Here is a 24,355-nt window from a genome sequence, read left to right as displayed (position 1 = left end):
CCATAGATGTTGCGGCCCCAGGCCCAGACGGTGCCATCGTTGCGCAAGGCCAGAGAGTGGGAGGAGCCAGCAGCCAGAGCAGTGATGCCGGAGAGGCCCGCCACCTGGACGGCGGCGAGGCGGTGGGTAGTGGTTCCATCGCCGAGCTGGCCAGAGGAATTGGAGCCCCAGGCCCAGACGGTGCCATCGTTGCGCAAGGCCAGAGAGTGGGAGGAGCCAGCAGCCAGAGCAGTGATGCCGGAGAGGCCCGCCACCTGGACGGGGGTGAGGCGCTGGGTGGTAGTTCCATCGCCGAGTTGGCCAGAGGAGTTGCGGCCCCAGGCCCGGACGGTTCCGTCCGAGATCAGGCTCAAAGAATGACTACTCCCGCTCGTGATGAAGGTGGGGGGGCAGCGAGTTGTCGAGACGGTGAAGGCTTTGGTCGAGAAAAGGTCTTGCTCGTCCAGGACCGTGACGGTGATGGTCACCGCGCCACCGGCTAGACAGGTACCGGCGGACCAGACCACGTCGCTGGTGGTGCCGGTACTCTGAACACTTCCAAGGGAACCTGCGCTAGCCGCCCAGGAGAAGTTCAGTGAACTGCTCTCGGCATCCCGTGCTGCCACATGGAAGGTGGCGGTGCCATGCGCCTCCACGTGCGAAGCAGACTGTGTGCTTTCCGTGAAGGAGGGAGGAGTGTTGTGGGGCAGACCTCCGTCTGGAACGCCTGAGTCTGGAACTCCTGAGTCTGGAAGTCCTGAGTCTGGAACTCCTGAGTCTGGAACGCCTGAGTCTGGAACGCCTGAGTCTGGAACGCCTGAGTCTGGAACGCCTGAGTCTGGAACTCCTGAGTCTGGAACGCCTGAGTCTGGAACTCCTGAGTCTGGAACTCCTGAGTCTGGAACGCCGCAGCGAGTGGGGTGGTGTTGGCAGAACCTCTCACTCGCCTGACCGAAGTCGATGCAGCCAGAGAGCGCGAACAGCAGGGGCGCAAGAATTCCACGGAGGACGCACTTCATTAGAACTCCTGGGCTCATGGCCACCTCCAGTGAATGATGGCGGCGCTCCCAGTTGTTCCCACGCCGAGTGTCATGGGCTCGGCAGGTCCTCCGAGCACGTAGAAACCTGCCGCCGTGAGCAGTCCAGCCGCCCCCGCCCCCAAGAGGGTGATACCGAGCGTCTGCAAAGTGCGCCCCCGCGAGACACTGCGCCGCACATCTTTCTCCCTCATGAGGCTGGGCGAAGCCGTGCGCAGGCGGTTGAGTTCACCGCGAGAGAGGGCCCAGGAGACTCCGCCCGCCACTACCAGGCCGCCTCCAGCAATCGCTGGGACAAGGGAATAGCTTTGCGAGCGCTCCCTCGGTGAGGAACTGGCGGCGGCAACTGAGAGAGGCGACTGCGGCGGGAGCGAGGACGTCTCGATCGCCGACGCGATCGGCGGTTCGGGCTTCTTTAGGGGAGCGTCGTGTTCTGACGCGGGGGGCAGGATGGCTGCCTGTTCGCGTTTCGCCTGCTCACGCAAGGACTCGAAGCGTTCCTTCACCTTGGGAGAGACCTGCACGGGAAACTGCACCTCCGAGTTCAACGCCAATGCGTTTCTGAAGGCGGCGGTGCTCTCGGCCCACCGGGTCAGCTCCGCCAACAGGATGCCTTCGTAGAGGAGCAGCGTGACCTCTTGCTCCCGGGTCCGAAACACCTGTCTGGCCAGACGGAGCTGTTCGAGCGCCTCCTCATAATCGAGGCTCTCCAAGAGTTGCTTGGCCGAGCGCAGATAGGTCTGAGCATCGCCATCCGTGGCGGCATGAGTGCCCGAGGGCAGCAGCAGGCCGAGCGCGAGGCTGAGGACGAGACCGTAGGACCGAGGGATATGGCAACTCTGCCGGAGCGGAAGCCGCCCAGTGGACCGTGACATGGAGGGTGATCACGGTAGGGCAGGGTTTCTTGACCGGTCTGTACCACCGAGGGCGTACGGACCCTGGCAGTCGAGCACGCTACCCAAGGGGGCGGGTGTTCTCCGGACTACCTCTGCGGTAGGGTTCTCCCCAGCTCCCAGCCTCTTCCGGAGAACCCTCATGAGCGATGAAGTGACAGCCGTCGATCCCCACGCCCCGGTGCACGGCTTCACCGTGGGCCCTTGGCTCATCCTCGAGCGCCTGGACTCGGGCACCTTCGGTGTGGTGTTCCGGGCCCAGCGAGCCGGCCACCCCGAGGCGCTCCCGGTGGCTCTCAAGATGGCTCGCAACCCCCAGGATCCGCGCTTCCCGCGCGAGGCGGAGCTGCTCCAGCGCTGTCTGCACCCCTGCATTCCCGGGTACGAGGACATGGGCGTGTGGACTTCCCCGAAGGGCCAGCGCTACCCCTACCTCGTCATGGAGTGGGTGGAGGGCCTCACGCTGTACGACTGGTTTCGGGAGCAGCCGCGCTCCTCGCGGGAGGTGCTGCAGGTGCTGGCCCAGCTCGCGGGCGCCCTGGCCACGGCCCACGCCCGCGGTGCCGTGCACCGGGATGTGAAGGGAGACAACATCCGCGTCACCGCCGCAGGCAGGGCCGTGCTGGTGGACTGGGGCTCAGGCTGGTTCGCTGGCGCAAAGCCCCTCACGGACACCACCGCGCCCCCAGGCACCACCGCCTACCGGCCCCCGGAGCAGAAGGCATTCATGTGGCTCTTCAGGAAGGACAGCGAAGCGCGCTGGCACTCCACGCCCGCCGATGACCTGTACGCCCTGGGAGTGGTGCTCTACCGCATGGTGACGGGGGTGTACCTGCCCCCGTGCACGGACGGGGGAGAGCCCGTGGAGCGGGAGGTGCTGCCCCCGAGCGCCATGGCCACGGTGAGCCTGGAGCTGGAAGCGCTCACCCTGCGGCTGCTCTGCGAGGACAGGCAGGCGCGGGGCACCGCGGAGCAGCTCGAGCAGGATGTCCAAGGGTTAGTGGAGACGGCGGGGCCCGCGGCAGACAAGCCCATTCTCCTCACTCCCAGCGCCGTGCCCACGGAGGAGGGGGGGCAGATCCGCTCGGACGCTTTCTCGGACGGGCAGGATGACGAGCGGCTCTCCGACACGGCTCCAGCGCGCCCACCGAGCACCGACTCCTCGCGGGAGGAGCGGCGCCGCCCCGCGTTCCCCTCCTGGCGCTCCCTGGTCAGCGCGGGCCTGGTGAGCGGCATGGTCGTGGCCCTGGCGGTGCGGGTGGTGCAACCCTCCCGCCCCGAGCCTCCCGAGCGGGCGTCCTTCCTGGCCACGCCTGAGGAGCTGGCCCCGTTCGCCACGGACGGGGGCGTTGCGGAGGAGGCGCTGTCCAGCGTCCAGGACGTGCCGGGGTCCGTGCTGCCCACGTTGCTCTCCCTAGGGAGGTCCATGCCTGAGGAGCCGCTCCCAGGTCAGAGGACGCCCCCCTGCAAGCGCGGCGAACGGGAGATCAACGGCGGGTGCTGGAGGGGGCCGATTGAAGGGGAGGCAGCTCCGTGTGGTGACGAGATGTATGACCATGAGGGCAAATGCTATTTTGCGAGTGGGCGTCCTCTGCGCCCGCCCACCTCGGGGACGCCATGAGCATGCGCCAGCTCATCGTCATCTTCGCAGCGCTCGCCCTCGGGTGCGGCACCCTGCAGCCCTCCATGGCACCGGAACAGGAGGTGCTCGCGGACGGGTTCCCCAAGCCGCATCCCGCCCAGCAGCGCCCTGGGAAGGATGGGAAGTGCCGGCAGTCTGAGAGCGACCAAGGGGACGAGGCATCGACACTGCTCGTGCAATGGGCTCGTGGCAGGCGCAGGACTTCAAGTCATTCAGCATGAGGAATATCGGGCCAGGGAACTACGTGCACGGGCCGTACTACTTTCCGAAGACGGGAATGAACGGCAACGTGTTTGGCGGTTTTTGGAATGGGCCGGCCGGGATGATCGGAATCCAATGGGACGACTCTGAGATTCGACCGCGGAATGTGGCATTGCAGCCCTGCATCAAGTACTGATTGATTTCCCCCCTTGTGAGAAAGGCCTAACCCTTATTTTTGTTAGGCGCTCTGAAGAGGTCCACCCTCGGCAACTTGCGTTGAGGCTACCTGGGAGGTAGGGTCCAAGTCAGAATGGTGCAGGCATGGGACGCAACCCCGCCAGACTCGCGGAGCTCGAGGCACTCCCCGAGAACGTTGTAGGGGAGATCATCGCGGGAGCGTTGTACGTCAGCCCTCGACCGGCGACGCCCCATGCCATGGCCGCCTCCCGGTTGGGTGCGCTGCTCTTGAGCCGCTTCGATCTGGGGGAGCCAGCTCCCGGAGGCTGGTTCATCTTGGATGAGCCGGAGCTGCGCCTGGACGAGGACGTGCTCGTGCCGGATGTGGCTGGGTGGAGGCGTCGCTGGATGCCGGTGTTCCCACGGGCCGCCGCTCTCACCCTGCCCCCTGACTGGGTCTGCGAGGTGCTCTCACCGTCCACGCAGACGCTGGATCGGAAGTTCAAGCTGCCGGTGTACGCCAGAGAGGGTGTGGGCCATCTGTGGATCGTGGACCCCGAGCAATGCTCGCTGGAGGTGCTCCGGCTCGAAGAAGGACGCTACACGCAGCTGGAACTCCACAAGGGCGCAGGGCTCGTGCGCGCCGAGCCCTTCGAGGTGCTCACTCTGGAGCTGGCACTTCTCTGGGGGTGATGTTCCCGGCAGGACGGGCCTGTAGTACGAGGGGAGGAATGAGTGGACCTGTCAGTCAGGAGTTCTGGGAGCTGCTTCACGGCACGGCCGAGGGCCAGGGCTCCGCGCGGGCCTCGCTCCTCCAGAAGCTAGAGGCCCTGCCAAACCCTTCCAGCGCGCTCATGGAGGTCGCCTTTCATCATGCGGGCAGCGAAGCAGAGCGCGCCCGGTGTGAGGCGCACTTCGCGGACGAGAGCTGGTCGAAGCGGCTCCCCTTGGAGCTCCAGGAGTACTCCCCCGTCTTTCCGGCGGACACGCGTTTCCATCAGGACATCCGGACCGCCTACTCCGAGAGCGGATGGCCCCAGGCCCACCTCCAGGCGCTCCAAGGAACCGCGGAGCCGGGAGCCCGCGTGGCACGCACCCTGATCGGCGAGCTGGAGACGGTGACACAGGAGGCCGCCGAGCTGCTCACGCAACTCGAGGCCGTGCGCGCCCGCGTCAAGCCTCCCCTTCACATCTTGCAGGTCCAGGCGCTGATGAGGGCGGAGCTGGCGCTCGGAGACCTGCGAGGGCGCAAGGTCCTGGAGGTGGGGCCTCAAGAGGGGGGCCTGCTGCTGGAGCTGCTGCGCCTGGGGGCGGAGGTCCTCGGCGTGGACCTGGGACCGCAGATCGAGAGCCCCCACATCATCCAAGGCGACTTCCTCCACACCGAGCTGCCAGGCCCCTTTGATCTCATCGTCGCGACCGCCGTCTTCGAGATGGGCTCATGCGCTCGGGGGGAACCGGAGGCAGACAAGCGGAACAAGTCCCCCGAGGTCCTCAGGCGCCTGCATGCGCTCACGGCTCCAGGATCTATCGTCGTGCTGGAGAACGTCATGTTCCCCATTCCCTTCTTGCGAGAGGACGCCGAGCGGGCCGGCTTCGAAGTGCTGCGGCAGCGCATGCCAGCCATCAACCTTCGGACAGGAGGGCGCGGCTGCGTCCTCAGGCGCGGTTGAGTCGCCAGAGCACTGGGAAGAGAGGGTGGTCCATCTCGGCACCGGCGGGCAGCTCCGACTCCAGTCCGGGGAACGGAGGTGAGGTGCGCCACGGGCGTGGGGCGTGGACGATGTCATCCCCGAGGAAGCGCAGCGACAGCACCCGGCGGCGGTGCGGGCCCTCCACACCTGCGGAGGCGTGGAGGGTGAGGAAGTGGAAGAAGACCGCGTCACCCGGCTCGAGCTCCCAGCCGAGGATCGGGAAGCGCTCGCGAGCGGCGTCGATATCGGGCAGCTCGGCCAGGCTGTTCTCGGGGAACCACTTCGCCTGCCCGTCGAGGAACGTGCGAGGCAGGAACCACGGCCCGAGGTGAGACCCGGCAATGAGCTCGAGCGTCGACGCGCGGGACACCGGGTCGACGGGCAGCCACATGCTGCAGCCTTGGAACCCGTCCACGTCGTAGTACGGCTGGTCCTGGTGCCAGGGCGTGCGCTGACGAGTCCCCGGTTCCTTCACCAGCACGTGATCGTGGAAGAAGCGCACCACGGAGGCGCCCATCAGCTCGCCCGCCGCGGCCGCCGCGGGTGATCTGCGGGCCAGCTCCTCCAGCTCGGGGATGCGCCGCCAGTTGCAGAAGTCCTCGACAAAGCGGCCGGGATCATCGGGACGGCTCGCGACGATGGCGAGCTCACTCGGCGCGGCCAGCACCGCGTCGATGGCCCGCCGGGCAATGTCGAGCAGCTCCGGGCTGAACAGCCCCCGCACACAGACGGCCCCGTCGCGCCGGTATGCCTCCACGGTGTCCCGATCCAGGATCGCCACGCTCGGCATCTTGCGTGACAACCCCTGAAGCTGTCACGTCACGTCGCGGTCCGCCAAAGCCCCGCCGGGGGCCTGCAGCGCTGCGGCAGGCCGGACGGGCTCACTTCTTGCGGAACAGGGACTCCGCGGCGGAGACCAGCTGGTCCTTGCTCTCCTTGGCGTGGAGGCCGCCCTCGCCGATCTGGAACAGCTCGCAGAAGTTGGCCGAGTCCTTGTCGGAGGGCACATCCGCGAAGGGCTCCTTGCACTCCTTGGCCACGGAGGGATCGAAGTGGCGGCAGTTGCGGCACGAGCGCAGCTCCTCGCTACAGTGCGGACAGGTGTCGCGCCGCCCCACCTGGTTTCCAACGATGTCGAGCGGCTTCCCGCAGTGAGCGCAGCCGGTCATGGCACCTCCCCGTGAGGGCGGCATCTTGCCAGCGCCAGGCGGGGAGCGGCGAGCGTTCAGCGGTGGGGCGTGGCCACCAGCGGCGACGAGGCCTCCGAGGAGGCAGGCCCGGACATGGAGACCGTCACGGGAGGTGCCTCGAGGGCCGCATCCTCCAGCTGCGAGTCCAGCCGCCGCAGCAGCTGCAGCATGTAAGCGACCAGGGCTGCGAGTGCCCCCGCCATCAACCCGAGCATCTGCCCACGCTGCCACCCGTGCGCGCGCTCCATCACCTCGCGCCGCGCGGCGAACGTCTTGAGCTGCGCGTCCGCCACTGTGTTGTCCAGGCGCTCGGCGTACTCGACTGCTTGGGCGGTGCCACGCTCCATCAACCAGCGGGCCTCGGAGTGCAGGGCCGCTGCGCGCGTGTAGCAGAAGCCCGCGCCGCCCATGGAGAGCAGGGACACGCAGATGGCCGTCACCACGCTACGGGAACCCATGGAGCCTCCGACTCACCACATGTGCGGGTACCTGACACCCGCGACCAGCCAACACTTCCCCGAGCACAGCACGGAATGGTAGGGACCCCGATCGTCATGGGCAAGCCCTACCGGCCGAAAGACCACTACTTCCAGAAAGCGAAGCAAGAGGGGCTCAGGGCTCGCTCGGCCTTCAAGGTGGATGAAATTCTCAAGCGCTTCCCCATTGTGAGGAAAGGTGGGGCGGTGTTGGATCTTGGGGCGGCGCCGGGGGGCTTTCTGCAGATCCTGGCCGACAGTGTGGGGACGTCGGGGCGCGTGGTGGGGGTGGACATCGTGGCGATCCGGCCGTTCTCGCAGAAGCACGTGACGACGGCGGTGCTGGACGTGCTGGCAGAGGACTTCGACGCGAAGCTGCGCGAGCTGTACGACGGGCCGTGGGACGCGGTGATCTCGGACATGGCGCCGAAGACGAGCGGCATCAAGGCCACGGACGAGGCGCGGAGCCTGCGGCTGGCGGGCAAGGCCTTGGAAGTCGCGGTGGGGCGGGGGAGGCCGGGCTCGAGCTTCGTGGCGAAGCTCTTCATGGGCGGCGACTGCGAGGAGTTCCGCGGGCAGGTGAGGGCGCACTACGAGGACGTGAAGGTGGTGCGTCCGGAGGCCACGCGGGGTGCGAGCATGGAGGTGTACCTGGTGGGGCTGCGCCTGAAGGCCGCTGCGCCCTGAGCGGTTGTCAGAGCTCATGGGCCTGCTGCTGCTTGGGAGCTACTCGGAGCAGGTGGGGCGAGCGTCCGAGGGGTAGAGCGTGGCAATGCCGTAGGTGCCGTTCCGGGTGCCGCAGTAGATCTGCCACGAGGTGCCGCCCAGATCTGGCGCCGAGTAGACGCCGCCTTCCTTCTTCGCTCCATCCCGGGCGCAGCAGCGCACGAAGGCCCGCGTCCCGATGGCCGCGACGCTCACCGCATCCTGCGAGCGCGAGAAGCCGCCGATCTTCTTCACCCCGCAGGACCACGGGGCCACACCGTGGAACGAGATGAGGTACTGGTCTCCCTGTACCGCCTTGCCGCCACGCGCCGGGCCGTCGTAGCAGAGCTTTCCCTCGGCCTCGAGCTGCGCATAGCGGGCCTGGTAGTGCAGCCCCCCTACGGGGCCCTGCAGCCAGTCGTCACCGCAGAAGACGTGGGTGAAGGCGTTGCGCGGGCCGGTGCTCACCCAGAGGCTGCTGAGCCACTCGATGTTGGCCTGCTTCGCGATCGAGCCCGTCCGCGAGCGCCCCGCCGCCGCCAGCGCACGCTGGATGGGGGGATCGTCATAGTGGTTGGAGAAGAAGCGCTGCACGTCCCCGGCGCTCACCGACACGTCCGGCCGAGCGGGGCAGAGCGCGAGGATCTCCCGGTCCACCGCGGACAGCTGCGGCGCCTTGGAGAAGAGGGGAGGGTTGCTGCACGTAGTCGCGCACCCCGAGGCGAGCTTTGCCACCGCGGGCATGGCTTCTGCCTTCTGCGGTTTGTCCGCCTTCACGAGCTCCACCGCGCTGGGAGCCGCCTGGACCACCGTCTCGTCCGCGCCATCGCAGAGCACCCACCCCTCTGCTTTGGGCCCTTGGAGCTTGCACCACTTGCGACCAGGGCCGCCCTTCTTGATGAGCGGGTAGGAGGTGTCCGGCTCCACGGTGAAGACGACCTTCTTCGACTCCGGCTGCTCCACCGCATCCACCCGAGTGGAGGAGACGAAGGCCCCGGAGCCCGCCAGCACGGCCAATGGAAGGAACAGGGTCGACAGGAGAGCGAGGAGACGCGACATGGCGCTCGGGAGCATACCTTGAGAGGTCGGGTGCCCCTCACGGAGCGGGGGCTCGCTGGCTTGGACCTCCTCCGGGCCGGCTTATTCAACCAGGAAGCCCCGGCGTGCGGGCTAGAGAGAGAGGGTCCGGATGCGGTGCCGCAGGGCGTGCACGGTCACCCACTCTGGCAGTCGTTCAAGCAGGGACTGCGCCTCGGCCGAGGGCGCCGCCAGCAACTGGGAGAACTCCACCGGTACGGGCTTGTCGCCTCGCAGCGTCAAGGTAACTTCCCAGCCCTCCGCCGGTGGCTCGACATGGGCTGCACGGTAGAACGTGTCCGCCGTGCGCAGCTCCGGCAACGGTCCCAGGGACCACTCCACCAGTGCCTCGCGGGGAATCTTCAGCTTGAGCTCTTGGGCCCCTCGGGCGTGGAGCCGGACCTTGACCTTCCTCAGGTCTGCGCTCGCCGGTGGGTCCTGCACGGTGATCTCCGCATCCTGCTCCAGAGGACGTGCATCGCCGAGATCGACTCGCCACCGTCCACCCTCGGTGGGGTTCGCTCCTGGTAGCGCCTTCAGCGCCTCGTGGAGTTCGTAGCCTCCCTCCTTCCTGAACAGGAGCGTGCTTCGTCCTGCCTCGTTCCGCTCCTCCACCCGGAGCCGTTGAGGCCGTTCGGCGGTGAAGGGTGGGACGAGCGTCATGACCCCGAGTGCCAGCAAGCCCACGCCCCCGATAATGGCCCCGATGTGACCTGGAGCGCTTGTCTCGAGCGTCCGCGGCACGGCCACCAGCGCGCAGAGTGCCACGGGCAGGGCCACCAGCAGTGCGATCACGAGATCCATCGGGACACCTGCCGACAACCGCCCCGCCAAGGGGACGAACACGATCACCAGCATGGTGCCCAGCCGCACCGTGATCAGCGCTCCTGGGACGAACGCGATGAGCCAGCCCACCCAGGTGTAGCGGGGCACCAGCGTCGCCACGACGAGCCCGAGCGCCCCTGTGGCCAACCACCAGAGCGGCAGGTACACGGCTCCCGCCCTCGTCACTACCAACAAGATCCCGAGCAGCCCCCACACTCCGAGCGCCCCAGCCCACGTCCCCAGCATGAGCTCACGGCGGCCAGCGCTTCGCCTCAGCGCTCTTCCGACCCACAAGTGCTGCATCGCCAGGAAGCCTGCGAGCGCGAGACCGCCAAATCCCACCGCCGCGAGCCAGGGACGGGGGAACCACCCGAACGTCCGGCCCACCAGGGACAGCATCGCCGCCCCCAGTGCCGCGGTGAGCAAGCTCGCCAACAGCCCCAGCCCGGAGGAGAGCAGGCCTTCGAGGATGAGCCGCACCCTCAGGTGCTCGCGGCGCAGCACCAGGACAATGGCGCCCGCCGTGGCGAGCAGGGCCAGCACCATGAGCCCTCCCACGGCTCTCGGCGAATGGGTGAAGAGGTGCAGCCCGGAGACGTCGTAGTAGCTGCCAATTGCCGAGCCTGGGTGGGGCAGAGTGCCCGCCAGCTCGCGCGTCACCGCCAGCGCGGTCTCGCCCAGGTGCTGCATCGTCCCGCGCTCCACCCGATCCGCCGTGTCCAGCGCGGTGTGGTACGCGTAGCCATCCTCGTACAGCGCCAGGTCCAGCCCGGGCAGCTTTCCCTGCTCGGCATAGACGGCGAACTCGGTTCCGCTCGGGATCACGCCGGTCTTGAAGAGATCCTGCGCGAGCGCCGAGCCGTGCGGCTGGGGCGCGGCCCGCGCGTATGCCTCCACGAGCCAGAGATCGTCTGGAGTCACCCGGAAGAGCAGGAGCCGCCCGCCTGTCCCCATGGAGTCGAGGTTGATGAAGGCACGCACCTGCCGGCTCCAAGGGTGCTCGAGGAAGCTGTGCGCGCCCGCGCACCAGAGCTCCTCGGCTCCGCTCAGGTTCAGGATCACCGTGCGCTCGAGCCGAGGGCCACTCGCGAGCGCGCGGGCAACCTCCACGACGGCCGCCGCAGCCATGCCGTTGTCTCCCGCCCCTGCGCCCTCCAGCGCCGAGTCGTAGTGCGCCGACAGGAGGATGGCGTCCGAGCTGCGTCCAGGGATGCGCACGAGCACATTCCTCGCCGAGTACTCCACCAGCTCCACGCTCCACCCGCGCCTGGCCACGCCGGAGCCCTGCTGGAGCTCCACCTCGACGCCTGGGAGCTCGCGCAGCTTCTCCATGAGGTACGTGGCAGCCTGCCGCGAGTGCGGAGTCCCCGTGGGGCGTGAGCCCAAGGTCCGAGTCAGGTGGAGGAACACAGGCCACGCGCGCTCCTCCGAGAACTCGCCCAGAGGTGCATCCCCGGACCGGGGGGCGGGTGGCCGCGCCGAGACGAGGGAAGCTGCCACGACCACGGCCGTCACCGCCGCGATCCCCAGCCAGGCCTTCCATCCATTGAGAGCGGTGGCAGGTGTCATCTCATCCCTGGAGCCCACCGTCCTACGGTGCCGGAGCGGAGAGGGGTTTACGCGAGCTTGAGCTTCGCCGCCTTCAGCTTGCCCACCTGCACCAGGTACTCACCAGGGCCCAGCTCTGCTTTCGGGTCGGTCACCTTCTCCCCGTTCACCCGCACTCCGCCCTGTGCCATCAGCTTGCGCGCCTCCGTCGCGGAGGTCACCAGCTTCGTCTCCGGCAGCACCTTGGTCACCAGCAGCTTCGGCGCGCCCGCCATGGGCACCTCCACGAGCTGCAGGCTCTCGGTATCGAGCTGCTTGTTCGCGAAGCGCGCCTCGAAGTCCGCCGCCGCTTTCTTCCCCGCCGCCTCCCCTTGGAAGCGCGCCGCGATCTCCTGCGCGAACGCCACCTTGGCCGCCTTCGGGTGCGTCTGCCCGGACTGCACCGCCTCCCTGAGCGCCTGCACTTCCTTCAGCGGCGTGGACGACAGCAGCTCGTAGTACCGCCACATCAGATCGTCCGTGATGCTCATCAGCTTGCCGAAGATCTGCTCCGCCGGCTCGTCGATGCCCACGTAGTTGTCCAGGCTCTTGGACATCTTCTCGCCGGCGATCTTCCCGTCCACCAGCTTGGCGTCCAGGCCCTCCAGGATGGGGCCCGTCATGATCACCTGCGGCTCCAGCCCTTGCTCCTTCATCAGCTGCCGCCCCACGAGCAGATTGAAGAGCTGGTCCGTCGCCCCCAGCTCCACGTCCGCCTTCAGCGCCACCGAGTCGTACCCCTGCAGCAGTGGGTAGAGGAACTCGTGGATCGCGATGGAGCGGTTGTCCCGGAACCGCTTCTTGAAGTCGTCGCGCTCCAGCATCCGCTGCACCGAGTAGCGCGCGGCCAGCCGGATCATTCCCTCCGTGCCCAGCGCGTCGAGCCACTCGGAGTTGAACCGCACCTGCGTCCGCCCCGCATCCAGCACCTTGAACACCTGCTGCTTGTACGTCTCCGCGTTCACCTTCACCTCCTCGCGAGAGAGAGGAGGCCGCGTCACGTTCTTCCCCGTCGGATCGCCGATCAGCGCCGTGAAGTCCCCGATCAGGAACACCACCGTGTGCCCGAACTCTTGGAAGCGCCGCATCCGCGTCAGCAGCAGCGAGTGTCCCAGGTGCAGGTCCGGCCGGTTCGGATCGAAGCCCGCCTTGACGATGAGCGGCTTGCCTTCCTTGTACGAGCGCTCGAGCTTCTTCTTCAGCTCCTCGGCCACCTGGAGGTCCACGGTGCCTCGAGTCACTTCCTCGAACTGCTCCTCGGGAGTCGCCTTGCGCAGCAGATCCTGGGTCATAACGCGCGCGACCTTACCCGAATCCGTCCGCGCCGCGAGGCCCTTCTCGCGTCAGGTGCCGGGCAGCTGCTCGCGCACGCGCTCGATGCTTCGCGCCTTGCCCGTCTGCTCGTTGATGTCGATCACCACCCCCTGCAGGTACACCAGGTTCTTCGCCACCTCATACTGGTTGTGGCGCAGGGTGAGGAAGCGCTCGACGGACAGCTCCTTCCGGATCCCGATCACCGAGTCCAGCGGGCCACACATGCCCACGTCGGTGATGAAGGCCGTGCCCCCGGGGAGGATCCGCTCGTCCGCCGTCTGCACGTGCGTGTGCGTCCCCACCACCGCGGACACCTTCCCGTCCAGGTGCGCGCCCATGGCGTTCTTCTCGCTGGTGGCCTCGCAGTGCATGTCCACCAGGATGCAGTTCGTCTGCTTGCGCAGCTCCGCCACCAGCTCCGGCGCCAGGGCAAACGGGTTGTCGAGCGGCTTCATGAACACCCGCCCCTCCAGGTTGATCACCCCGAGCTTTCGCCCGTCCGGTGTCTGGATGACGGTGTGCCCCCGGCCCGGCGCGCCCTTGGGATAGTTGGCCGGGCGCAGCAGCAGGTGCGGGTTCTCCTCCACCCACGGGAGGATCTGCTTCTTGGTCCAGAAATGGTTGCCGCTCGTCAGGAGGTTGACCTCACTGGCGAGCAGCTGCTCGGCTGACTCCGGAGAGATGCCCGCTCCGCCCTCGCTGTTCTCCGCGTTGGCGATGACCAGGTCCACCGAGTGGCGGCCAATCAACCGGGGGAGGAGGGTGCGCACCGCCAGGAGGCCTGGCTTGCCCACCACATCCCCCATGAAGAGGACCTTCACGTGTCCAGGAAGTCCCAGTCCCGGTACAGGCCGCGGAGTGACTCCGCCTCGGTGACGACCAGATCCATGTCCACGTCGTCCCCATTGGTCGGCATCCCCGGGACGATCTGGTCATTGAAGGCCAGACCCACCCGCCGGCTGCGCGCCGAGGCCGCACGCAGGGTGGCGTCGTAGTAGCCACCCCCTCGCCCCAGCCGCTTGCCCTCCCTCGTGAAGCCCAGCCCCGGCACCACGAAGAGATCGATCTGGTCCACCGGGATCAGATCCGAGGAGTTGGAGGGCTCGCGCACCCCCAGCCTTCCTGGCTCCAGCTCGGCCTCCGACTTGATGGCCCGGAAGGAGAGGATCCGCCCATGCACGTGCGACAGCGGGTAGCAGACGATCTTCTCGTCCTGCAGTGCCGCTATCAGGATGTCCCGTGTAGGCACCTCTCCTCGGATAGGCGCGTACAGCGCCACCGTCCTCGCCTTCTGATAGTAGGGCGAAGCCAGGAACCGAGACTGCACCTTCAACCCACGCCCATCGATGAGGTCAGGCGTCATCGCCTTGCGCCGCGCTGTCAACTCCTCGCGCAGCCCTTGCTTTTGCGCCGCCTCGTCTGCCGCCACCGTCTCGCTCACCGCGCGCCGCTCCACAGAAAAAGTCCCCCGCCGAATGGCCGTGTGCCCAGCGTCCATTGAACCCTTAAAAGCCAGGTGGGGACCGAAGTCATGGCTCCGTAGGCTTCCCTCTGCCCCGCGAGGGGGAGGGCTTGCGCATGGACCCCGAAACGGACCCCGTGATGGACGTATCGGTTCGAATTTCTGCTGGGCATCACGCGCCCCGCAGGGGACAGCCCTTGAACAACTGAAATCGCTCTCTAAGTCCCCAAAGTTATTGAAGAAACTGCGTATTACCCGGATGAAATGATAAGGACGGCCCGCCTCCAGGTCAAGGTGTCCCGCATGCGTTTACAACGTGGGCTCCTGCCCCCTATGATGCGCCGGCCCAGTCTCCCGATGGCGCCCGCCTCATTTACAGCCGGCCTCGCGTTGGCCCTCTTCCTGGTGCCGAGCCTTGCCGCGGCAGGTCCCTCTCTGTCGGGAGTCTACCGGGCAGAGCCCTACGGCAAGCTGGAGCTGAAGACCGAGGGGGCCCACGTCACGGGCACGCTCGTCAGCGAGAACCCCTGCAATTTCCCCCCTCCGACGCAAGTGCTGAAGGGGGACTTCGAGGGCTCGGTGCTGGTGGCGCGGCTGAGGGTGTGCCAGACGGGTGACATGTGCCCGGCGGAGCAGTTCTACACCGTACTGGGCTTCTACAACTCGGACGACAACACGGTGGTGGCGTACGTGCGGCTGCGCGACGGCTGCCAGTCCAGCGCCCTGCCGAAGTCCGGGCGGTTCGTGCTGGGGTTGGCGGACAAGGTGGTCCCCGAGGAGACACCCACCAGCAGCGCCACTGCCGCAGTGCTGGACGCGAACACCCGGCGTGCCGCCATGCTGGCGACCCGGCGCGGCGAAGAGCTCTACCAGCTTGGGCAGTTCGCCGAGGCCGTCAAGTCCTTCACGCAGAGCATCGACCTTGATAGCGGGGGGACGAACTGGTCCGCGTACTTCGGGCGGGGCATGAGCCAGCTCCGGCAGGGCAAGGCGGATCTGGCCATCAAGGATCTGGAGAAGGCGCGCGCCAGGACGGACGAGCCGAGGATCTTCTACGGGCTGGCGTGCGCCTATGCGGCCAAGCGTGACAAGGTCAAGGCGCTGGACTTCCTGGGCCGGGCGGTGGCGGGGGGATACGATCTCGAGAATGCCCTGGCCAACAAAGAGCTGGTCCAGGTGCTGGGGAATGATCCGAAGTTCAAGGAGTGGGTGAAGATCTCCAGCGAGAAGAAGTCACGCGGAACGGCAGCTGGCGGAAACTCGAGCCCGTGAGCACCCCAGTGACGCCGCGCCCCACCCGGGTCTTCGGCAACTATGAGCTCCTGGCGCCGCTGGGCAAGGGAGGCATGGCCGAGGTGTTCCGGGCGCGCGTGCTCGCGGGGCGCTACGAGGGCTGGAATGTGGCCGTGAAGCGGCTGCTGCCCTCGCTCACGGGGGACCCGTCCTCGGTGGAGAGCTTCATCCGCGAGGCGGACCTGTCCACCCAGCTCGATCACCCCAACATCGTGAAGGTGTTGGACGTGGGGATCGCCGAGGGCACCTACTACATCGTCATGGAGCTGGTGGACGGCAAGGACCTGGCGCAGATCCTCCGCCGCTGCAAGCAGCGGGGGATCCCCCTGCCGCTGGACTTCGCCGTGTACCTGGGGAAGGTGCTGCTGGAGGCGCTTGCGTACGCCCACACTGCCGTGGACGCGCAGAACACGCCGCTGGGGATTGTCCACTGTGACGTGTCCCCGTCCAACCTGTTCATCTCCCGCCTGGGGGAGATCAAGCTGGGGGACTTCGGCGTGGCGCGCGTGTTCGTGGATGGCTCGCGCGAAGGCGGAGAGGTGCTGGGCAAGCCCTACTACCTGTCTCCCGAGTCGCTGCGTGGGATCGTCACTCCGGAGGCGGATCTCTGGGCCGCCACCGTGGTGCTCTACGAGTTGCTCACGCTCGAGCGCCCCTTCACCGGCAACACGCCGGAAGAGGTGTTCTTCAACATCCGGCATCGCCGGTACCGGCCCATCCATGTGCTCCGCCCGGAGGTCCCCGAGCTGCTGGAGGAGCTCGTCTCCCGGGGCTTCGCGGCGCGCATCGAGGATCGGTTCCCCACGGCGGAGAGCTATGCCCAGGCCCTCACGCCGCACTATGACGAGCTCGTGGGCACGCCGCTGGCCATCGCCGCGGTCGTCCGAGGGCTCTTCGGCACCAGCGACTGAGCCTGTCCGGCGGCCCATCGAGTTTCACGGCGAGCCGGCCGGCATCGGTTACGCGAGATCCTGTGCCGCGAGGGCTCGCGCGCGAGGCACGTGGGTGCGGAGCGCCTCCACGACACGCTCTACCTCGGCCTCGGTGGTGCTGGGGCCGAGCGAGAATCGCATGGAGCCGTGCGCCTGGCCGGGGGTGAGCCCCATGGCTGTCAGGACGTGCGAGGGCGTGAGGGTGCCGGAGGCGCACGCCGCCCCCGAGGAGGCACAGATGCCCTCCAGATCCAGCGCGATGAGGAGTGCCTCACCGTCCGCGCCATGGATGTGGAGGTTGCTGGTGTTGGGCACACGCGGCGCTCCGGCTCCGTTGACTGTCACGTCCGGAATGCCAGCGAGCACCTCGCGCTCGAAGGCGTCCCGGAGCGCGCCCACCCGCGCGGCGGTGGCCTCCTGTTCCGCCTGGGCCAAATCCAGCGCCAACGCCAGCGCCTCCGCGTAGGCCACGTTCTGCGTCCCACCGCGACGTCCTGCCTCCTGGTGCCCAGGGATGAGCGCCTGCAGATCCACGCCCTTGCGCACCACCAGCACGCCCGCGCCCACCGGGCCACCGAACTTGTACGCGGACAGCGCGAGCAGGTCCGCATCCACCTCGCGCAGGCTCAGCGGCAGCTTGCCTGCCACCTGCACCGCGTCCGTGTGGAAGAGGATGCCGCGCTGGCGGCACGCGCGAGCCACCTCAGCCGCTGGCTGCACCACGCCCGTCTCGTTGTTGGCCCACATCAGCGAGCAGAGCGCCGTCGCGGGCGTGAGCGCGTCCAGCACCGCCTCCACCCGCACGCGGCCGTCCGTGCCTGGCTTCAGTCGCACCACCTCCGCGCCCTGCTTCTCCAACTGCGCCAGCGCGGCGATTACCGCGGGGTGCTCGATGGAGGAGGTGACGATGCGGCGCCGGTTCGGATCCGGCCGCGCGAGGAAGGCGCCCTTGAGTGCGAGCGCGTCCGCCTCGGAGCCGGAGCCAGTGAAGCAGATCTCCTTTGGCTCACAGCCCAGCGCCCGAGCCACCCGAGCCCGCGCCGAGTCCAGCCTCCCCCGGGCCTCGCGGCCAGCCTGGTGCACGCTCGAGGGATTACCGAAGCCGCCCTCCGTGAGGGCTCGAGCGAGCGCCCGCGCCACCTCCGGCCGCAGCGGCGCGGCTGCGTTGTAGTCCCAGTAGATCACGCGTCCTGCGCGGCGAGCAGCGACACCGGCCGCTCTTCCTCCACGCCGAACGCCTCCAGGAAGCGGCCCACCAGCTCCCGCTTGAGCGCCTTGCGTTGGTTGGCGCGCCCCGAGAGCGGCAGCCGCGCACCCGCCATGCTCCCGTGGCCGCCCGAGGAGCCGCCGTAGTCCGCGCAGATCTCCCGGATCAGCCGGCCCGCGTTCATCCGCCGATCCTTCACTCGCAGGGACACGTAGAGCTGGTTGCGGTACGTCGCATAGGCCAGCGACCACTTCATCCCGTCGAGGAACATCATCCGCTCAGCCACCTCGGCCACCATGTCCGGGGAGTAGACCTCCTCGAGATCGGTGATGATGGCGGTGCCGTACACCTTCGCCCGCTCGATCGCCGTGTGGTACAGCTGGAAGTAACGCGCGGGCAGCTCTGGGTGCTCGATCTGTCCCAGCAGCTGCTTGTCGCAGCGCGGGAAGAGCCACAGGTAGCTGTCCACATCCGTCTGGGTCGTCTCGCGGCCCAGATCCCGCGTGTCCGCCTTGATGCCGTAGAAGAGCGCGGTGGCCACGTCCACTGAGGGCTCGATCCGCGCCGCACGCAGGTACTCCACCACCATCGTCGAGGTGGCGCCGTAGTCGCCGCCCACGTCCGCGACCGGGGCCTGCAGGCTCTCCTCCCGGACCGGGTGGTGATCGATCACGATGTCCGCCCGCAGCCGCGCCGGCAGCGAGTGGTTTCCCACCGGGGGCTGCGTGTCCACCAGCCCGAAGAGATCGTACGAGTCGAAGTCGATCTGCGAGACATGCGACACGGGCAGGTGGAGCACCCGCACGAACGCGATGTTCTCCGCCCTCCCGATGATTCCGCCGTAGCCCACCTGGGCCTCCAGACCCGCACGGCGCTCCAGAATGTGAGCCAGCGTCACCGCGGCGGCCAGGGAGTCAGGATCCGGGTTGTCATGGGTGAGGATGAGGGCTCGCTTCTTCCCCCGTGCTACCCGCAGCAGCCGCTCCAGCTTGTCCCGGGCTGGCAACTCAGCAAGCCGGGGTGACGGGGGCTCCGCACTCTCCCCTGAAGGTGGGGAACGGCGGGTGTTAGCGGACGGTGTGGCTGGCATGGGCTCTCTTCTTCTACCGCCTGCGGCGGAGGGATTCGAGCAGGCGAATGGCCTGCCCATAACGCTCCGGAAACGGTGTCTCCAGTACTCCAATGGTGTTGACGAACCGCGGATCGTTCACGAGGCAGCGGAAGGCCTCTCGCCCGATTGACCCCTTACCCACCTCCTCATGCCTGTCCACCCGGCAGCCGAGTGGCTTCTTGCAGTCATTGAGGTGAAAGCAGCGTACCCGCTCCAGGCCTATGGTGGCCTCGCATTCGGCCATCACTTTTTCATAACCGTGCTCGGTGGAAATGTCGTACCCGGCGGCGAACAGGTGGCAGGTGTCCAGACACACACCGAGCCGATCCTCCCTCGCCACCTGGGAGAGGAGCTCCGCCAGGTGCCAGAAGCGCCAGCCCAGGCTGTTGCCCTGGCCCGCGGTGATCTCCAGGCACACGCGTGCGCGGAAGCGCGGCGTGCGGCGGTGCACCTCGTCGAGCGCCTGGGCGACGAGCCTCAGGCCGCGCCGCTCGTCCGGGTGCGCGCCGGGGTGGATGACGAGAGAGCGGATCCCCAGGCGCTCGCAGCGCGTGAGCTCCTCCGTCATGCACGAGAGCGAGCGCTCACGCAGCACTGGGTCCTCGGTGGCCAGGTTCACCAGGTAGCTGCCGTGGGCGATGGCGGGCAGGCCCGTGCGGCGGGCCTCGGCGCGGAAGGCGCGGCGCTCCGGATCGCTGAGCGCCGGCGCGCTCCAGCCGCGCGCGTTCTTGGTGAAGATCTGCAGGCTGCGGGCCCCGTGCTCCTCGGCCCGCGTGAACGCCTGGCTCACGCCTCCTGCGACGGACTCGTGAGCTCCAATCAGCACGGCCGCGCTAGTTGATGGCCTTGTACCGGCGGTTCAGGTCCTTGAAGTACTTCACGCCGTTGTCGAGCGAGTTCTCGATGGCATCCATCAGCAGCGTGCGGAAGCCCGCCACCGGGCCCCGGAAGGACTCGTAGTACTTCTGCCGATCGATCGAGTGGATGACGGCCGGCATGTAGTTGTTGCGCAGCAGGATCAGGTTGGTGCACATCCGGCCCACCTTCCCGCTGTGCTCGCTGAAGGGGAAGATCTGCAGGAACATGTGCTGCACGGTGGCAGCCTGCTTGATCGGGTGGAACTCGCGGAACTCGGCGCTCGCGGTGTAGTCCACCAGCTTCTCCAGCGCGGGCTGGATCTTCGCCGGCTGGGCGATGTCGTGGAAGTACGTGCGGTGCAGCGGCATGTCCTTGCGGAAGCCTGCCCGATCGCGCTCCTTGGCCATCTCCTTCTCGGTGCGCTCGCGCCGCTCGGTGGCCGCGCGGGCCGCCTGCGCCTCGGGCGTGTTGCCGATGAAGAGATCGTGCATGCGCTTGATCTGCGTCAGCGTGATCTGCGCGTTCTTCTTGCTGCCGGCCGCTTCCTCGCGGATGTAGTCGCAGACGGCCTTGTGGTTCCGGACCTCCAGGACCACCGGCATCATCGAGGCCTCGGTGGCCAGACGGCCCGGGTACAGCGCCGCAGTCAGCTCCTGCTGCGTGTACACGACGCCCTCGAGCGCTGCGTCGTGGTAGATCCACGACATCTCGAAGCGATCGATGAAGTCACGCGACTTGTCCTTGAAGATGTCGAGGTAGTCGCGCAGCGCCTCGTTCTTCTCGTCGATCTCTTGGTAGCGTTCCTTCACGGACCTGCGGCTCCTTCGTGCCCGCTTCCCGTCACGCCAGGCTGGACCGGGCGGTCGGCCGTCTCTTGAAACCGACCGGGGATTCTAGAAATTCCGCGTGGTTGGGACAAACAAAACCCTGCTCTACAGGTCGACGAGGAAGACCTCGCACGCCTGGTCGAGCAGCTCCTTGGAGAGGGCTGGTGGCTGTTGGCGGTAGCGCGCAGCATCCTTGATGAGCGCGACGAGGTCGCGCGGGTGGCACGCGCGCAGCTGCATGTTCCGAGGCTTGTAGTAGGCCTCGATGAGGTAGGTGACCGCCTGGTCCACATAGGGGATGCCCGCTGCCTCACATACACGCTCGAAGATCTCCCGGAAGGTCCCCTCGCCAGGGTTCTTCACTTCGATCTTGTACTTGATCCGGCGCAAGAACGCTTCATCCACGAGTTCTTTCGGATCCAGGTTGGTGGAGAACACCAGGAGCTGCTCAAAGGGGATCTCGAACTTCTTGCCCGTGTGGAGGGTGAGGAAGTCGATGCGCTTCTCCAGGGGGACGATCCACCGGTTGAGCAGGTCCGTGGGGTGGACCTTCTGGCGGCCAAAGTCGTCAATCAGGAGCATGCCGCCGTTGGCCTTCACCTGAAACGGGGCCTCGTAGAAGCGGGCGCTCTCCGAGTAGATGAGATCCAGCGTCTCGAGCGTCAGCTCGCCGCCCACCACCACCGCGGGCCGGCGGCAGAGCTGCCAGCGCTTGTCCATCTCGAAGGTCTGCCGGCGCCCCGAGGAGTCCCCGCCTCCCTCCAGCGGGATGGCGGTGTGGTTGAGGTTGTCGAAGACCTTGATGATCTGGTTGTCGATCTCGATGCAGTAGGGGATGTAGGCCTCGCCGCCGAACATGCGGGAGATGGCCTCTGCAAGGCTCGTCTTGCCGTTGCCCGGAGGGCCGTAGAGGAAGAGCGAGCGGCCCGAGTTGACGGCAGGGCCCAGCTTGTCGAGCAGATCCTCGGTGACGGTGAGGTGGGACAGCCCCATCAGCAGATCGTCCCGGCTGACGACGGGGTTCTCCTCCACCTGCTGGGCGACCAGGGCGTTGTACTGATCGATGGGCACGGGCGCGGGGCCCACATAGGTGGTGCGCGTCAGGGCGTCGCGCGCGTACTCACGGCCCTTCTCGGTGAGGATGAACTCCACCGAGGCGCGGCCAAAGCCCTTGCCGCCGCGCAGGTCCACGAGCTTCTCGTTGGCGACGAAGTCCACCACCTGCTCGATGACGCCGGACCAGGGCAGGCACAGCTGGTCGGCGATCTCCATGCCCGTGCCCGTGCCCGAGTAGTAGAGGTACTTCAGGGCGATGTCGGAGAGCAGACCCATCTTGAGCCCGGTCTCCTCCAGCGACTTCGGCTCCGGCGGAGCGATGTCGAGGATTGCCGGATTCTCGAGGTTGAATGGGTTGTCTTCCAGGTGGCCGGGCTGAGGCATCGCGTGTGTTTTACCTCATCCGTCCCTGTTCGCGCTCATACCTCACACGTAGGTGAGCCACTCGGCGTAGCGGGGCTCCTGGCCACGGACGACGCGGAAGTAGGTGTCCTGCACGAACTTCGTCACCGGGCCGGGCTTGCCTTCGCCGATCTGCCGGTTGTCCACCTCGCGCACGGGGGTGATCTCCGCGGCGGTGCCGGTGAAGAAGACCTCGTTGCAGATGTAGAGCGCGTCGCGGGTGAACGTCACCTCCTCCACGTAGCGCCCGCTGTCCCGCAGGAGCCTCAGGACCGTGTCCCGGGTGATGCCGTCGAGGATGGGGGAGGAGAGGGGCGGCGTCTTGATCACACCCTTCTTGTTCACCATGAAGATGTTCTCGCCGGAGGCCTCGGCCACGAAGCCGCTGATGTCCAGGAGGATGGCCTCGTCGTAGCCGCCCAGCACCGCCTCGCGCTTGGCGAGGATGGAGTTGACGTACTGGCCGGAGATCTTCCCGCGCACCATGTTCACGTTCACATGCAGGCGGGTGAAGGAGCTGACCTTGGCGCGGATGCCCTCGCGGATGCCCTTCTCGCCCAGGTAGGCGCCCCAGTCCCAGGCGGTGATGACGGCGCGGGTGGGGTTCACCGCGCCCAGGCCCATGGCGCCGTCACCCATGAAGGCAATGGGCCGCAGGTAGGCGCCGTTGGCGAACAGATCCCGCTGGTGGCGCAGCAGCTCAAGGCACGCCTCCTCGAGCTGCTCGGCCGTGTACGGCATCTTCATGAGGCAGATGTGGGCCGAGTCCATGAGCCGCTGGATGTGCTCCTTCAGCCGGAACACGGCCAGGCGGCCGTCATGCGTGCGGTAGGCGCGGATGCCCTCGAAGACGCCCAGGCCGTAGTGCAGGGCGTGGGTCATCACGTGCATCTGGCCCTCGTCCCACTTCACGAACCTGCCGTCGATCCAGATCTGATCTGCGCGCAGTACGGAGGACGAGGTGGAGCTCATGGAGGAATCCTTAATGGGCAGGGCAGGGGGATGCTCGCGGGCGCCTTGTTTCACATGCCGTTGGCCCCGTCAAAGCGGGAATACGATCAGGCTTGCGCGATCTGGGCCAGGTTTGCCTTCGCCTTCTCGATATCGCCCTCGTATTTGAGGACGAGGTTCAGGGTGGAGGCCACCATGTCCGCCGTTAGCGCCTCTGCGTTCAGCAGCGCCAGGCTCTGGGCCCAATCCAGCGTCTCACTGATGGACGGGGCCTTCTTGAGATCCAGCTTCCGGAGGGCCGCCACCGCTTCAATCACCTGCTCGGCCAGCGTCTGGGAGACCAGGGGCAGCCGCGAGCGGACGATGCGCAGCTCGCGCTCCCGATCTGGGAAGTCGATGTGCAGGTGCAGGCAGCGGCGCTTGAGCGCATCTGACAGCTCGCGCGCGTTGTTGGAGGTGAGGATCACCCTCGGGATGTGCTTTGCCTGGAAGGTGCCCAGCTCCGGGATCGTTACCGCGTTGTCCGCCAGCACCTCCAGCAGGAAGGCCTCGAACTCCGGATCCGCCTTGTCGATCTCATCCACCAGCAGCACCGCGGGCCGCTTGGTGAGCAGGGCCTGGAGGATGGGGCGCGGCAGCAGGAAGCGCTCGGAGAAGAACACGGCATCCCCCGCGGCCAGCCGGTCGGCCGCTTCCGCCAGCGAGCCCGTGCCCGCCACCATCTCGCCGATCTTGTCCTTGAGGAGCTGGGTGTAGAGCAGCTGCTTGGCGTACTCCCACTCGTAGAGCGCCTTGGCCTCGTCCAGCCCCTCGTAGCACTGCAGGCGGATGAACTCGCGGTCGAGCGCCAACGCCAGCGCCTTGGACAGCTCCGTCTTGCCCACGCCGGCCGGCCCTTCCACCAGGATGGGCTTGTCCATCCTGTCCGCCAGGAAGCACGCGGTGGCGATCTCCGGCGAGGGCAGGTAGCCCACCTGCTCCAGCTGGGTGCCCGCATCCTCCACGCTGGTGAAGGAACGGGCCTTGGACGTCGTCGATGGAGCGCTCACACCCTGAACTTAACCGATGCGATCCAGCGCCACTGCGGCAAAAATGCCAGACTTCCGCACGTCCTGCGCGCTTGGGGGCAGGCCGCCCTCCGTGCAACCTCCAGGAAACACGGAAGGAAATTTTTTGCGCACCCTGGGCACGTGGTGTGCATCAAAACGGCGCATTCCGGTTCTCGTCGAGGTGCGCTGTGATGTGGGTGTGGTTGCGGATGGTGCTAGCGATGGCGGTGGTGCTGCTGCCTGGGGGCTTCCCGCTGGTGCTGGCGTATGTGTCCACCCGAACCCTTCTGGCGCGGTGGCGGGCAGCGCAGGCGCAGTCCCAGCTGAACGGCCGCGGGGTGTCCCTGAAGGACGTGGTGGCTCAGCTGCACTTCCGGGATCTGGTGCGCGAGGCCCGCGCGGCCTTCTGA

The 24,355-nt window shown here is 67.3% G+C and carries 24 protein-coding genes, 1 other RNA gene and 1 pseudogene; 7 read left to right on the top strand and 19 right to left on the bottom strand.

What is annotated here, in order from left to right:
- The 3 genes and pseudogenes from VD972_RS31365 to VD972_RS31360 form a co-directional block, all read right to left on the bottom strand.
- A pseudogene (locus VD972_RS31365) lies at positions 1-368 on the bottom strand (RCC1 domain-containing protein); the annotation flags it as partial.
- A gap of 184 nt (positions 369-552) precedes the next feature.
- Positions 553-891 carry a pentapeptide repeat-containing protein gene (locus VD972_RS45595; protein WP_414654161.1) on the bottom strand — a complete coding sequence of 113 codons (339 nt, stop codon included), beginning with the start codon at positions 889-891 and terminating at the stop codon, positions 553-555.
- Between the two features lie 121 nt (positions 892-1,012).
- Positions 1,013-1,891 (bottom strand): hypothetical protein, encoded by an 879-nt coding sequence (locus tag VD972_RS31360; protein WP_324992457.1) that lies wholly within the window; start codon positions 1,889-1,891, stop codon positions 1,013-1,015.
- 160 nt (positions 1,892-2,051) lie between these two features.
- Between VD972_RS31360 and VD972_RS31355 the strand changes: the two genes are divergently transcribed.
- The 3 genes from VD972_RS31355 to VD972_RS31345 all read left to right on the top strand — a co-directional run bounded on the left by VD972_RS31355 (position 2,052) and on the right by VD972_RS31345 (position 5,602).
- Positions 2,052-3,530 (top strand): serine/threonine-protein kinase, encoded by a 1,479-nt coding sequence (locus VD972_RS31355; RefSeq protein WP_324992456.1) that lies wholly within the window; start codon positions 2,052-2,054, stop codon positions 3,528-3,530.
- 543 nt (positions 3,531-4,073) lie between these two features.
- The gene (locus tag VD972_RS31350; protein WP_324992455.1) at positions 4,074-4,622 is read left to right on the top strand and encodes a Uma2 family endonuclease; all 549 of its coding nucleotides are present in this window, start codon (positions 4,074-4,076) and stop codon (positions 4,620-4,622) included.
- A gap of 38 nt (positions 4,623-4,660) precedes the next feature.
- A complete protein-coding gene (locus VD972_RS31345) occupies positions 4,661-5,602 on the top strand; it encodes a methyltransferase domain-containing protein (RefSeq protein ID WP_324992454.1) in 942 nt (313 codons plus the stop codon).
- On the opposite strand, the gene VD972_RS31340 is transcribed toward VD972_RS31345, so the two are convergent.
- The 3 genes from VD972_RS31340 to VD972_RS31330 all read right to left on the bottom strand — a co-directional run bounded on the left by VD972_RS31340 (position 5,589) and on the right by VD972_RS31330 (position 7,271).
- Positions 5,589-6,413 carry a phytanoyl-CoA dioxygenase family protein gene (locus tag VD972_RS31340; RefSeq protein WP_324992459.1) on the bottom strand — a complete coding sequence of 275 codons (825 nt, stop codon included), beginning with the start codon at positions 6,411-6,413 and terminating at the stop codon, positions 5,589-5,591. The two genes, VD972_RS31345 and VD972_RS31340, sit on opposite strands and share 14 nt — an antisense overlap.
- Positions 6,414-6,504: 91 nt before the next feature.
- Positions 6,505-6,792: a hypothetical protein gene (locus VD972_RS31335; protein ID WP_324992453.1), complete on the bottom strand. Its 288-nt coding sequence runs from the start codon at positions 6,790-6,792 to the stop codon at positions 6,505-6,507.
- Between the two features lie 56 nt (positions 6,793-6,848).
- Positions 6,849-7,271 (bottom strand): hypothetical protein, encoded by a 423-nt coding sequence (locus VD972_RS31330; protein ID WP_324992452.1) that lies wholly within the window; start codon positions 7,269-7,271, stop codon positions 6,849-6,851.
- Positions 7,272-7,346: 75 nt separating this feature from the next.
- On the opposite strand from VD972_RS31330, the gene VD972_RS31325 reads away from it, so the two are divergent.
- On the top strand, positions 7,347-7,976 hold the full coding sequence (locus VD972_RS31325; RefSeq protein WP_324992451.1) for an RlmE family RNA methyltransferase: 630 nt from the start codon (positions 7,347-7,349) through the stop codon (positions 7,974-7,976).
- Between the two features lie 39 nt (positions 7,977-8,015).
- Here the strand turns inward: VD972_RS31325 and VD972_RS31320 are convergent, their stop codons facing one another.
- The 6 genes from VD972_RS31320 to ssrS form a co-directional block, all read right to left on the bottom strand.
- Positions 8,016-9,053 (bottom strand): hypothetical protein, encoded by a 1,038-nt coding sequence (locus VD972_RS31320; protein ID WP_324992450.1) that lies wholly within the window; start codon positions 9,051-9,053, stop codon positions 8,016-8,018.
- 111 nt (positions 9,054-9,164) lie between these two features.
- On the bottom strand, positions 9,165-11,465 hold the full coding sequence (locus VD972_RS31315) for a M28 family peptidase (protein ID WP_324992449.1): 2,301 nt from the start codon (positions 11,463-11,465) through the stop codon (positions 9,165-9,167).
- A gap of 47 nt (positions 11,466-11,512) precedes the next feature.
- A complete protein-coding gene (gene tyrS / locus VD972_RS31310; RefSeq protein WP_324992448.1) occupies positions 11,513-12,775 on the bottom strand; it encodes a tyrosine--tRNA ligase in 1,263 nt (420 codons plus the stop codon).
- Positions 12,776-12,826: 51 nt separating this feature from the next.
- The gene (locus tag VD972_RS31305) at positions 12,827-13,618 is read right to left on the bottom strand and encodes a TIGR00282 family metallophosphoesterase (RefSeq protein ID WP_324992447.1); all 792 of its coding nucleotides are present in this window, start codon (positions 13,616-13,618) and stop codon (positions 12,827-12,829) included.
- On the bottom strand, positions 13,615-14,238 hold the full coding sequence (locus VD972_RS31300; protein ID WP_324992446.1) for a 5-formyltetrahydrofolate cyclo-ligase: 624 nt from the start codon (positions 14,236-14,238) through the stop codon (positions 13,615-13,617). Before VD972_RS31300 ends, VD972_RS31305 begins: the two co-directional genes overlap by 4 nt.
- A gap of 20 nt (positions 14,239-14,258) precedes the next feature.
- Positions 14,259-14,452: non-coding RNA, 6S RNA (gene ssrS / locus VD972_RS31295), on the bottom strand.
- 197 nt (positions 14,453-14,649) lie between these two features.
- On the opposite strand from ssrS, the gene VD972_RS31290 reads away from it, so the two are divergent.
- Both VD972_RS31290 and VD972_RS31285 read left to right on the top strand, forming a co-directional pair.
- Entirely contained in the window at positions 14,650-15,531 is an 882-nt protein-coding gene (locus VD972_RS31290) for a tetratricopeptide repeat protein (protein WP_324992445.1), read from the top strand.
- Positions 15,528-16,463 carry a serine/threonine-protein kinase gene (locus VD972_RS31285; protein ID WP_324992444.1) on the top strand — a complete coding sequence of 312 codons (936 nt, stop codon included), beginning with the start codon at positions 15,528-15,530 and terminating at the stop codon, positions 16,461-16,463. The genes VD972_RS31290 and VD972_RS31285 overlap by 4 nt, the downstream gene beginning before the upstream one ends.
- A 48-nt stretch (positions 16,464-16,511) precedes the next feature.
- Here the strand turns inward: VD972_RS31285 and VD972_RS31280 are convergent, their stop codons facing one another.
- The 7 genes from VD972_RS31280 to VD972_RS31250 all read right to left on the bottom strand — a co-directional run bounded on the left by VD972_RS31280 (position 16,512) and on the right by VD972_RS31250 (position 23,945).
- Complete coding sequence (locus VD972_RS31280) at positions 16,512-17,669, bottom strand: cysteine desulfurase family protein (protein WP_324992443.1); 1,158 nt, start codon at positions 17,667-17,669, stop codon at positions 16,512-16,514.
- Positions 17,666-18,781 carry a DHH family phosphoesterase gene (locus VD972_RS31275; protein WP_324992442.1) on the bottom strand — a complete coding sequence of 372 codons (1,116 nt, stop codon included), beginning with the start codon at positions 18,779-18,781 and terminating at the stop codon, positions 17,666-17,668. Before VD972_RS31275 ends, VD972_RS31280 begins: the two co-directional genes overlap by 4 nt.
- Positions 18,782-18,794: 13 nt before the next feature.
- Positions 18,795-19,628 carry a deoxyribonuclease IV gene (locus VD972_RS31270; RefSeq protein ID WP_324992441.1) on the bottom strand — a complete coding sequence of 278 codons (834 nt, stop codon included), beginning with the start codon at positions 19,626-19,628 and terminating at the stop codon, positions 18,795-18,797.
- 7 nt (positions 19,629-19,635) lie between these two features.
- A complete protein-coding gene (locus VD972_RS31265) occupies positions 19,636-20,469 on the bottom strand; it encodes a Fic family protein (RefSeq protein ID WP_324992440.1) in 834 nt (277 codons plus the stop codon).
- A 123-nt stretch (positions 20,470-20,592) separates the two neighbouring features.
- Positions 20,593-21,927, bottom strand: coding sequence for an ATP-binding protein (locus VD972_RS31260; protein ID WP_324992439.1), 1,335 nt, complete (start codon positions 21,925-21,927; stop codon positions 20,593-20,595).
- A 42-nt stretch (positions 21,928-21,969) separates the two neighbouring features.
- Entirely contained in the window at positions 21,970-22,917 is a 948-nt protein-coding gene (locus VD972_RS31255) for a branched-chain amino acid transaminase (RefSeq protein ID WP_324992438.1), read from the bottom strand.
- Positions 22,918-23,003: 86 nt separating this feature from the next.
- On the bottom strand, positions 23,004-23,945 hold the full coding sequence (locus VD972_RS31250; RefSeq protein ID WP_324992437.1) for a MoxR family ATPase: 942 nt from the start codon (positions 23,943-23,945) through the stop codon (positions 23,004-23,006).
- Positions 23,946-24,136: 191 nt separating this feature from the next.
- Between VD972_RS31250 and VD972_RS31245 the strand changes: the two genes are divergently transcribed.
- Complete coding sequence (locus VD972_RS31245; protein WP_324992436.1) at positions 24,137-24,355, top strand: hypothetical protein; 219 nt, start codon at positions 24,137-24,139, stop codon at positions 24,353-24,355.

The sequence above is a fragment of the Hyalangium sp. genome (assembly GCF_035629615.1).
GTDB lineage: Bacteria > Myxococcota > Myxococcia > Myxococcales > Myxococcaceae > Hyalangium.
Note: the sequence above shows the minus strand (reverse complement) of the source record. Positions and strands in the feature narration are given on the sequence as shown.

What these genes read in the sequence shown, in the direction of transcription:
- VD972_RS31360 (WP_324992457.1), bottom strand. Translation starts at nt 1,891, where the DNA reads ATGTCACGGTCCACTGGGCGGCTTCCGCTCCGGCAGAGTTGCCATATC.
- VD972_RS31355 (WP_324992456.1), top strand. Translation starts at nt 2,052, where the DNA reads ATGAGCGATGAAGTGACAGCCGTCGATCCCCACGCCCCGGTGCACGGC.
- VD972_RS31350 (WP_324992455.1), top strand. Translation starts at nt 4,074, where the DNA reads ATGGGACGCAACCCCGCCAGACTCGCGGAGCTCGAGGCACTCCCCGAG.
- VD972_RS31345 (WP_324992454.1), top strand. Translation starts at nt 4,661, where the DNA reads ATGAGTGGACCTGTCAGTCAGGAGTTCTGGGAGCTGCTTCACGGCACG.
- VD972_RS31340 (WP_324992459.1), bottom strand. Translation starts at nt 6,413, where the DNA reads ATGCCGAGCGTGGCGATCCTGGATCGGGACACCGTGGAGGCATACCGG.
- VD972_RS31335 (WP_324992453.1), bottom strand. Translation starts at nt 6,792, where the DNA reads ATGACCGGCTGCGCTCACTGCGGGAAGCCGCTCGACATCGTTGGAAAC.
- VD972_RS31330 (WP_324992452.1), bottom strand. Translation starts at nt 7,271, where the DNA reads ATGGGTTCCCGTAGCGTGGTGACGGCCATCTGCGTGTCCCTGCTCTCC.
- VD972_RS31325 (WP_324992451.1), top strand. Translation starts at nt 7,347, where the DNA reads ATGGTAGGGACCCCGATCGTCATGGGCAAGCCCTACCGGCCGAAAGAC.
- VD972_RS31320 (WP_324992450.1), bottom strand. Translation starts at nt 9,053, where the DNA reads ATGTCGCGTCTCCTCGCTCTCCTGTCGACCCTGTTCCTTCCATTGGCC.
- VD972_RS31315 (WP_324992449.1), bottom strand. Translation starts at nt 11,465, where the DNA reads ATGACACCTGCCACCGCTCTCAATGGATGGAAGGCCTGGCTGGGGATC.
- tyrS (WP_324992448.1), bottom strand. Translation starts at nt 12,775, where the DNA reads ATGACCCAGGATCTGCTGCGCAAGGCGACTCCCGAGGAGCAGTTCGAG.
- VD972_RS31275 (WP_324992442.1), bottom strand. Translation starts at nt 18,781, where the DNA reads ATGCCAGCCACACCGTCCGCTAACACCCGCCGTTCCCCACCTTCAGGG.
- VD972_RS31260 (WP_324992439.1), bottom strand. Translation starts at nt 21,927, where the DNA reads ATGCCTCAGCCCGGCCACCTGGAAGACAACCCATTCAACCTCGAGAAT.
- VD972_RS31255 (WP_324992438.1), bottom strand. Translation starts at nt 22,917, where the DNA reads ATGAGCTCCACCTCGTCCTCCGTACTGCGCGCAGATCAGATCTGGATC.
- VD972_RS31245 (WP_324992436.1), top strand. Translation starts at nt 24,137, where the DNA reads ATGTGGGTGTGGTTGCGGATGGTGCTAGCGATGGCGGTGGTGCTGCTG.